The sequence below is a fragment of the Streptomyces sp. NPDC060194 genome, assembly GCF_042728285.1.
Classification (GTDB): Bacteria; Actinomycetota; Actinomycetes; order Streptomycetales; family Streptomycetaceae; genus Streptomyces.
The window spans coordinates 1-6,673 of the sequence record NZ_JBHWZH010000219.1; the positions used below are offsets into that span (position 1 = coordinate 1).

The following is a 6,673-nucleotide window of genomic DNA, read 5'->3' on the forward strand; positions in this document are numbered from 1 at the left end:
TCACAGCGCGGTGACGCGCCGGACGGTCGCGCGGGCGGCCCGTCGGGGACTGCCGCCCCGGCCCGGGCGCGACGGCCCCGCAACCGGGCCCGGGCGGGGCGCCGCGGCCGCCGGATCGAGGGCCGGCCCGGTCGCCGTACGCGCCCCCGCCTCCGCGGCCCGCCGTCCGCATGCCCCGCGATCACGCCAGCCACTGCTCGTAGGCCAGCTTGGCGACCAGCGCGACGACCACCGTGAGCAGCACGACGCGCACGAAACCGCTGCCCTTCCTCAGCGCGGTGCGTGCGCCGATGACGCCGCCGGCGAGGTTGAAGACGGCCATCAGACCGGCCAGTTGCCACAGCACCGTGCCCTGGTGGGCGAACATCGCGAGCGCGCCCGCGTTGGTGCAGACGTTGACGATCTTCGCCGTCGCGGAGGCGCGGACCAGGTCGAGGTGGAGGACGGCGGTCAGCGCGAGGACGAGGAACGTGCCGGTGCCGGGCCCGAACAGGCCGTCGTAGAAGCCGATGCCGAGCCCGGCGATCAGGATCGCCGCGGCGATCCGCTTCGGCCCCGCCACCCCGGGCGCGGCGGCCGCCGGCGCCGTGCCGAACCCGGGCCGCAGGATGACGAACGCGCCGACGCCGAGCAGGACGACCATGATGACCGGCCGCAGCACGTCGTTGCCGATCCCGGCCGCGAAGAACGCCCCCGCCATCGAGCCGGCCACCGCCGCCAGCCCGATCCTGACCGCCGTCCGCACGTCCACCGGCACCCGCCGGGCGTACGTGACCGCCGCGCCCGTGGTCCCGACGATCGCCACCGCCTTGTTCGTCCCGAGCGCGTACGCGGCGGGCAGGTTCTGCGGCAGCCCGAGGAGCAGCGTCGGCAGCATCAGCAGCCCGCCCCCGCCGACCACCGCGTCCACCCACCCCGCGGCCAGGGCTGCGAGGCAGAGGACGACGACGGTGGTGAGCGAGATGTCCGGCATGATCATGACCCTAGACGAGGCCGCGCGACCCCCGACCTGGCAGGTCGACCATCGCCCGCGGCGGTACGCGCGACGCCCGCGCGGGGCACGGCGGACCGGGGCGGGCGCCCGGCCTCGCACGACCCGCCCCTCCCCGGTCCCGCGCCGCGCCCCTGACCGGCAAGGTCCCTGCGCGGCCCGGCGGGTGGCACGCCCCCGGCCGGGAACGGCCTCGGCGCCCCCGCCCCGCCGCCCGGCACCGCCTCGCCCCCCGGACCGGCCGGTCGTCGCCCGCACCGCTCCCCCGCGCCCTCACACCGGCCCGCCGTGCCCGCTGAGGACAGCGTTCCCCCGGGGAAACGCTCGGGATGCGGTCGGGTAACAGCCCCCGCGCAGCCTGGGGCGCATGAACACGCACCCGCCGGCCACGGAGGCCACGCAGAAGCCCGCCGCGGCAACGGAGGCCCGGAGGCCCGCCGCCGGCACGGGGGCCGCGCACCGGCCCACCCTCGTGCTCGTCGGCCACGGCATGGTCGGCCAGCGCTTCCTGGAGGCGCTCGCCGAGCGCGGGACCACCGCGCGGACACGGGTCGTCGTGCTCTGCGAGGAGCCGCGCCCCGCCTACGACCGGGTGCGGCTCACCTCGTACTTCGACGGCCGCACCCCCGCGGACCTCTCCCTGACCGACCCCGCCTTCCTGGCCGCGCACGGCATCGAACTGCACGTGGGCGACCCGGCCGTGGCGATCGACCGCGCGGCCCGTACGGTCACCTCCCGCGCGGGCCGCGTGATCGCCTACGACACCGTCGTGCTCGCGACCGGCTCGTACCCCTTCGTGCCGCCCGTGCCCGGCAGGGACGCCGAGGGGTGCTTCGTCTACCGGACGATCGACGACCTGCTCGCCATCGAGGCGTACGCGAAGGGCGCGACCACGGGGACGGTGGTCGGCGGCGGCCTGCTCGGCCTGGAGGCGGCGGGTGCGTTGAAGGGCCTCGGCCTGGACACCCACGTCGTGGAGTTCGCGCCCCGGCTGATGCCCGTCCAGGTCGACGAGGGCGGCGGCGCGGCCCTGCTGCGGACGATCGAGGGCATGGGCCTGGCCGTCCACACGGGCGTCGGCACGCAGGAGGTCCTCACCGAGGGCGGGACGGCCCGCGGCATGCGCCTGTCGGACGGCACCGAACTCGCCACCGACCTCGTCGTCTTCTCCGCCGGCGTCCGCCCCCGCGACCAGCTGGCCCGCGACTGCGGCCTGGAGGTCGGCGAGCGCGGCGGCGTCGCCGTCGATGCGCGCTGCCGCACCGGCGACCCGCGCGTGTACGCGATCGGCGAGTGCGCGCTGACCGCGGACGGCCGGGTCTACGGCCTGGTCGCGCCGGGCTACGAGATGGCGCTGACCGCCGCCGCCGACATCGACGGCGCGACCGCCGGGTTCACCGGCTCCGACCTGTCGACCAAACTCAAGCTCCTGGGCGTCGACGTCGCCTCCTTCGGCGACGCGCACGGGGCGGCGGAGGGCTGCCTGGACGTCACCTACTCCGACGCCCGCTCGGGCATCTACAAGAAGCTCGTCGTCTCCCCCGAAGGCGTGCTCCTGGGGGGCGTGCTGGTGGGCGACGCGGAGGACTACGGCACGCTGCGCCCGCTCACCGGGACCGTCCCGCCGGTCCCCCCCGAGCAGCTGGTCCTGCCGGCGGGCTCCGGCGGCGCGGTGAGGCTGGGGCCCTCCGCGCTGCCGGACGAGGCGGTGGTGTGCTCGTGCCACGACGTCACCAAGGGCGCGGTCCGCAGCGCGGTCACCGAGCACTCGTGCACGGGCGTGCCGGAGGTGAAGCGGTGCACCAAGGCCGGCACCGGCTGCGGGAGCTGCGTCAAGGTGCTCGGACAGCTGGTCGGCGCCGAGCTGGAGGCGAACGGGGTCGTCGTCGACAAGGGGCTGTGCGGGTGCTTCGCGCAGACCCGGCAGGAGCTGTTCGAGATCGTGCAGGTGCTGCGGATCTCGTCCTACGCCGCCCTCCTGGACCACCACGGCCGCCCCGAGGCGCGCGGCGGCGAGGGCTGCGAGGTCTGCAAGCCGGCGGTGGCCTCGGTCATGTCCAGCCTCGGCCTCGACGACGGCTACGTGCTCGGCGGCGAGCAGGCCGCGCTCCAGGAGACCAACGACCACTTCCTGGCGAACCTGCAGAAGAACGGCTCGTACTCGGTCGTGCCGCGCATCCCCGGCGGCGAGATCACCCCCGAGAAGCTGATCGTCATCGGCGAGATCGCCCGCGACCACGGCCTCTACACGAAGATCACCGGCGGGCAGCGGATCGACATGTTCGGGGCCCGCGTCGACCAGCTCCCGGCGATCTGGGCCCGGCTGGTCGCGGCCGGCTTCGAATCGGGCCACGCCTACGGCAAGTCGCTGCGGACGGTGAAGTCCTGCGTGGGGCAGACCTGGTGCCGGTACGGGGTCCAGGACTCGGTCCGGATGGCGATCGACCTGGAGCTGCGCTACCGGGGCCTGCGCTCGCCGCACAAGCTCAAGTCGGCGGTCTCCGGCTGCCAGCGCGAGTGCGCGGAGGCGCAGTCCAAGGACTTCGGCGTGATCGCCACGGCGAACGGCTGGAACCTCTACGTCGGCGGCAACGGCGGCGCCACCCCGCGCCACGCCGACCTGCTCGCCAAGGACCTCTCGGACACCGAACTGGTGCGGCTGATCGACCGGTTCCTCATGTACTACATCCGCACCGCCGAGCGCCTGGAGCGCACCGCGCCCTGGCTGGAGCGGATCCCCGGCGGCCTGGAGCACGTCCGGGACGTCGTCGTGCACGACGCGCTCGGCATCTGCGACGAGCTGGAGGCGCTGATGCGGGCGCACGTCGAGAGGTACCGCGACGAGTGGGCCGAGACGCTGGACGACCCCGAGCGGCTCGCCCGGTTCGTGTCGTTCGTCAACGCGCCCGGCACGCCCGACCCCAGCGTGCGGTTCGTGCCCGAGCGCGACCAGGTCAAGCCCGGCCCGCCGCTGCTGGCCGGGCCCACGCTCCCCGTCCGCCGCGCCCTCGAGGAGACCTCGGCATGACGCTCCCCCTGCTGGGCGGGGCCGGTCCCGCGCCCGCCGCCGCCCGCGTCCAGATCCGCCTGGCCGACGGCTGGTTCACGGTCTGCGCGCTGGACCGGCTCGACCTCCCGGGCCGCGGGACCGCCGCCCTCCTGCCCGACGGCCGGCAGGCCGCGCTCTTCCAGGACCGCTCCGGGGCGGTCTACGCGGTCGACAACCGCGACCCGTTCACCGGCGCGTACGTCCTCGCCCGCGGCCTCACCGGCTCGCACGCCGGCGGCGTCTACGTCGCCTCGCCGCTGCTCAAGCAGCGCTTCGACCTGGCGAGCGGGCGGTGCCTGGACGACGAGGAGGTGTCGGTCGAGGCGTACGCGACGCGCGTCGTCGCCGACTGAGCCGCCGCGCGGGGACCGCGTGCGGGCGGGCGGTCGTACGACGGGGGCGACCGTGTCCCGCGCGGCCACCGCACCGCCGCTCCCCCGCCACCGTTTGTTGATGCACCGTCAATTCCGCGCTCCTACGGTACGGACGCACGCGACCGCCCCGCCGGCCGGCGGGGCGGGGCGTATCCCCCCATGGAGTGACACGTGGAACGTCGGAACTTCCTGCGCGGTGCGGTCGTCGGCGGCTCGGCCGCCGCGCTCGGTGGCACGCTGTGGCGCGGGGCGTCGCACGCGGCGCCCGCCCAGCCGGGGGCGGGGCCCTACGGGGCGCTGCGGGCGGCGGACGGGAACGGGATCCAGCTGCCGAACGGGTTCACCAGCCGGGTGGTCGCGCGGTCGGGCCAGAAGGTCGCCGGCACGTCGTACACCTGGCACAGCGCCCCCGACGGCGGGGCGTGCTACGCGGACGGGACCGGGTGGATCTACGTCTCGAACTCCGAGGTGGCGGTCACCGGCGGGGCGGGCGCGATCAGGTTCTCGTCGACCGGCGCGATCACCGGCGCCTACCGCATCCTGTCGAACACGCAGGTCAACTGCGCGGGCGGCAAGACCCCGTGGAACACCTGGCTCTCCTGCGAGGAGGTCGACCGCGGCTACGTCTACGAGACCGACCCGTGGGGCGTGAAGGCCGCCGTGCGGCGGGACGCGATGGGCCGCTTCAAGCACGAGGCGGCGGCCGCGGACCCGGTCCGCCGGACGATCTACCTGACCGAGGACGTCTCCGACGGCGGCTTCTACCGCTTCACGCCCACCACCTGGGGCGACCTGTCCGCCGGCCGGCTGGAGATCATGGTCGGCAGCACCTCCGCGACGAGCGGCCCGGTCACCTGGGCGACCGTCCCGAACCCGGGCGGATCCGGGACGGCCACCCGCAACCAGGTCAGCGGGGCCAAGCGGTTCAACGGCGGCGAGGGGTGCCACTACGCCGACGACACCTGCTGGTTCACCACCAAGGGCGACAACCGCGTCTGGCAGTACAACGCCGCGGCGGGCACGATCGAGCTGGCCTACGACGACTCGCTCGTGCCGGGCGGGTCGGCCCCGCTGACCGGCGTCGACAACGTCACCGGGTCCGCGTCCGGCGACCTGTTCGTCGCCGAGGACGGCGGCAACCTGGAGATCTGCGTCATCACGCCGAACGACGTCGTCGCGCCGTTCCTGCGCGTCACCGGGCAGTCCTCCTCCGAGATCACCGGCCCGGCGTTCTCCCCCGACGGCCGCCGGCTGTACTTCTCCAGCCAGCGGGGCACGTCGGGGAGCAGTTCGGGCGGCATCACGTACGAGGTGACGGGGCCGTTCCGGACCTGAGCCGTCAGGGGACCTCGCCGGCGAAGACCGCGGTGCCGGAGTCGTGGTCCGGGGAGATCTCGATCTGGACGAAGGTCTCCTCGGGCGGCAGGGTGCACGCGATCGGGACGGTGACGGAGCGGCCGGCGAGGAGGCTGGTGTCGGGCGGTCCGTCGAGTCCCGCCGCGGTGTCGAAGACCTGCTCGCCGGCACGGCCTTCGGCACCGTAGGCGCAGCTGACGGAGAGCTCGGAGGGGGTGACGGTCTCCGAGGAGTTGTTCACGATCCTCAGGTCGAACCTGACCAGGGCCGTGTTCTCGGGAGCGGCCGAGTCGGTGGACGTGCCGCGCTCGAACCCCGACAGCGTGACCTCGACGCCGTTCCCGTACGTCGCCGTGTCGGTGAGCGCGAGGGGTTGGTCGCCGGGGGCCGACGTCGTCCCGCCCGTGTCCTCGGCGGAGGGCGACTCCTCCGCGGAGGGCGAGTCCTCAGGAGGCGGTTCGGGAGCGGGGGTCTCCGGGGGCGACGTCTCGGGCTGCCCGGGCGGCGCCACGGGCACCGTCTCCGTCGCCCGCTCGGTGACCGTCTCCCGCTGGGTGACGGTCTCGCGCCGGGTGGCGGTCTCCCGCCGGGTCTCCGTCGCCGTCTCCCGCCGCGTCTGCGTCGCCGTCACCGTCTCGCGGCTCGTCTCCGTCCGCGTGCGGGTCTCCGTCGGCGGCGTCCGCTCGACGGTCACGGTGGCGGTCGGCTCGACGACCGTGGTGCGGGTCGTGATCGGCGGCGGCGGGTCGTTGGTGCAGGCCGCGACCGGGAGCAGCACGGCGACGGCGGCGAGGGCGGCAGCGGTGGTGGTACGGCTCATGGTTCCCCCATGAGGTGGGTGAGGGGGGCTGCGCGCCCTCCAAGTCTCGCACCGGCCGCCCGCCGTCGCGCGCCGGGCACGGG

5 protein-coding genes are annotated in these 6,673 nt (G+C 75.1%); 3 read left to right on the top strand and 2 right to left on the bottom strand.

The annotated features are described in order from the left end of the window. Nucleotides 1-181 precede the first annotated feature (181 nt). Nucleotides 182-973: a sulfite exporter TauE/SafE family protein gene (locus ACFWEG_RS27680; protein WP_387220485.1), complete on the bottom strand. Its 792-nt coding sequence runs from the start codon at nucleotides 971-973 to the stop codon at nucleotides 182-184. 508 nt (nucleotides 974-1,481) lie between these two features. On the opposite strand from ACFWEG_RS27680, the gene nirB reads away from it, so the two are divergent. From nirB to ACFWEG_RS27695, 3 genes are all read left to right on the top strand, one after another. Further along, the gene (nirB, locus tag ACFWEG_RS27685; RefSeq protein ID WP_387220494.1) at nucleotides 1,482-4,019 is read left to right on the top strand and encodes a nitrite reductase large subunit NirB; all 2,538 of its coding nucleotides are present in this window, start codon (nucleotides 1,482-1,484) and stop codon (nucleotides 4,017-4,019) included. Then, the gene (gene nirD / locus ACFWEG_RS27690; RefSeq protein ID WP_387220487.1) at nucleotides 4,016-4,393 is read left to right on the top strand and encodes a nitrite reductase small subunit NirD; all 378 of its coding nucleotides are present in this window, start codon (nucleotides 4,016-4,018) and stop codon (nucleotides 4,391-4,393) included. The genes nirB and nirD overlap by 4 nt, the downstream gene beginning before the upstream one ends. Nucleotides 4,394-4,585: 192 nt before the next feature. Beyond that, on the top strand, nucleotides 4,586-5,749 hold the full coding sequence (locus tag ACFWEG_RS27695) for an alkaline phosphatase PhoX (protein ID WP_387220490.1): 1,164 nt from the start codon (nucleotides 4,586-4,588) through the stop codon (nucleotides 5,747-5,749). A gap of 4 nt (nucleotides 5,750-5,753) precedes the next feature. Here ACFWEG_RS27695 and ACFWEG_RS27700 read toward each other — a convergent pair whose 3' ends face one another. Beyond that, entirely contained in the window at nucleotides 5,754-6,590 is an 837-nt protein-coding gene (locus ACFWEG_RS27700) for a hypothetical protein (protein ID WP_387220492.1), read from the bottom strand. Between the last annotated feature and the right edge of the window lie 83 nt (nucleotides 6,591-6,673).